The sequence below is a fragment of the Streptomyces sp. NPDC058665 genome (genome assembly GCF_042714995.1).
Lineage (GTDB): Bacteria > Actinomycetota > Actinomycetes > Streptomycetales > Streptomycetaceae > Streptomyces.
Window position 1 is genome coordinate 1 of the sequence record NZ_JBHXRX010000144.1, and the last position, 1,872, is coordinate 1,872.

The following is a 1,872-nucleotide window of genomic DNA, read 5'->3' on the forward strand; positions in this document are numbered from 1 at the left end:
AGAGGGCGGTTTGTGAGTCTTTGGCGGGTTCCGTCGTCGCCTGATGGTGTGGGTGCGGGGCGGAATCCACCGGTCCGTAGCTGCTCGTCTGCTGGTGTGATGATGTGAGCGAACGCAAGCCGTACCCCAGCGACTTATCGGACGAGCAGTGGGCGTTGATCGAGCCGGTGGTCACCGCGTGGAAGGACCGGCACCGCTCGGTCAGCGGCCACCAGGGCGCCTACGAGATGCGCGAGATCGTCAACGCGATCCTCTACCAGGGCCGGACGGGCTGCCAGTGGGCCTACCTCCCGAACGACCTGCCGCCCAAGAGCGCGACGTACTACTACTTCGCCGCCTGGCGGGACGACGGGACCGACCAGGTCATCCACGAGCTCCTGCGCTGCCAGGTCCGTGAACGGGCTCGCCGATTAGAGGATCCGATCCTGGTGGTGCTGGACACCCAGAGTGTCCACGCTGCCGCTGGGGTCCCCGCGTCCACGACCGGCCGGGACCCGGCGAAGAGGGTGCCGGGCCGAAAGCGGGGACTGGCCGTGGACGTGCTGGGCCTGGTCATCGCCGTCATCGTGCTGGCCGCGAACGCCTACGACAACGCAGCCGGCATCGCCCTGCTGGACCAGGTCGCCGAGCACACCGGCGGCACTGTCGAGAAGGCCCTGGTCGACCAGGGCCTCAAGAACGCCGTGGTCGCCCACGGCACCGCGCTCGGTATCGACGTGGAGATCGTCGGACGCAACCCGCAGGACATCGGGTTCGTCCCGCAGCCGAAGCGGTGGAGAGTCGAGCAGACCTACGGGATCCTGATACTGCACCGGCGCCTGGTCCGCGACTACGAGCACCGACCGGCCTCCTCCGCCTCCCGCGTCTACTGGGCGATGACCCACGTCATGGCCCGCCGCCTCACCGGCACGAACACCCCCACCTGGCGCGAAGAACGAGCGGTCGCAGCGTGAACATCCAGCCCTTGCTCGACGCCCTGGACCTTCAAGAAGACGCCGCCCGGGCCCTGGCGGACGGCCTCCGTGAACAGATCGACGACCTGCATAGCCGGTTGCGGGAGGCCGAGACGCACCTGGAGCACCTCGCGATCACCCGCAAGACCGTCACCGGCCTCGCCGACCGGCTCCCGGCCGTCGCGCCGGACCTGCCCGAGCACCCGGACTACCCGCGCATCCTCGACGCCTTCAACCACGCGACCGCGCCGCTACGGGCCAAGGACGTCTGCGAAGCCCTCGGCCACGAACTGCTGCCGAAGAACGTCGAAGGCACCCGCGCCAAGCTGAAACGCCTGGTCAAACTCGGCATCCTCACCGAGGCCGACACCGGCAACTTCGCGAGAAAGCCATAGCCGGACACCTATGTCCCGCAATCGCCGGCCACAATCTGGCGTGCGTACTGGTCATCCGGGCCGACGTCCGCAACTACCTTCTGAGCTTCTTGCACCCGACCCGACTCGCACATCAGTCGAACAAGGACGTACAGGGCGCCACGGTCGCCGTCTTCGGCGCGGTCACGCAGCGCCGCCTCCATACCCCGCTCTCGAAGCGATCTGTTAAGCCTCCGACGTGCGTGGCTATCCGTGAGAGCGCGCTCCGTAAGTTCCGAGACCCGTTCCGCTCGGGCCAGCAGATCCATGTGCCACAGATGGTTGTCGTGCATGTCCGGATCGTCGGAAAAGCATTCGGCGTGAGCGCTCACCAGCGCGAGCGCCTCATCCCAATCTTGAAGCTGTTCCGCCGCCCGAGCCCGCTCCAACCAGTCCACAAGACGAGTATCGCCTCTGGCCCACCGGACAGCGCCTTTCGAAGTAACCGCTGATGAGCGCCCTCCAAGACGAGGTACGGTCAAATGCTCACGAACCGCCCTCTAAGA

The 1,872-nt window shown here is 66.9% G+C and carries 3 protein-coding genes; 2 read left to right on the forward strand and 1 reads right to left on the reverse strand.

The features are described from left to right. Positions 1 to 104 precede the first annotated feature (104 nt). Both ACFWV8_RS38310 and ACFWV8_RS38315 read left to right on the forward strand, forming a co-directional pair. A complete protein-coding gene (locus tag ACFWV8_RS38310) occupies positions 105 to 953 on the forward strand; it encodes an IS5 family transposase (protein ID WP_384215099.1) in 849 nt (282 codons plus the stop codon). Then, on the forward strand, positions 950 to 1,348 hold the full coding sequence (locus ACFWV8_RS38315; RefSeq protein WP_384215100.1) for a hypothetical protein: 399 nt from the start codon (positions 950 to 952) through the stop codon (positions 1,346 to 1,348). Before ACFWV8_RS38310 ends, ACFWV8_RS38315 begins: the two co-directional genes overlap by 4 nt. Positions 1,349 to 1,356: 8 nt before the next feature. On the opposite strand, the gene ACFWV8_RS38320 is transcribed toward ACFWV8_RS38315, so the two are convergent. Further along, positions 1,357 to 1,764: a hypothetical protein gene (locus ACFWV8_RS38320; RefSeq protein WP_384215101.1), complete on the reverse strand. Its 408-nt coding sequence runs from the start codon at positions 1,762 to 1,764 to the stop codon at positions 1,357 to 1,359. Between the last annotated feature and the right edge of the window lie 108 nt (positions 1,765 to 1,872).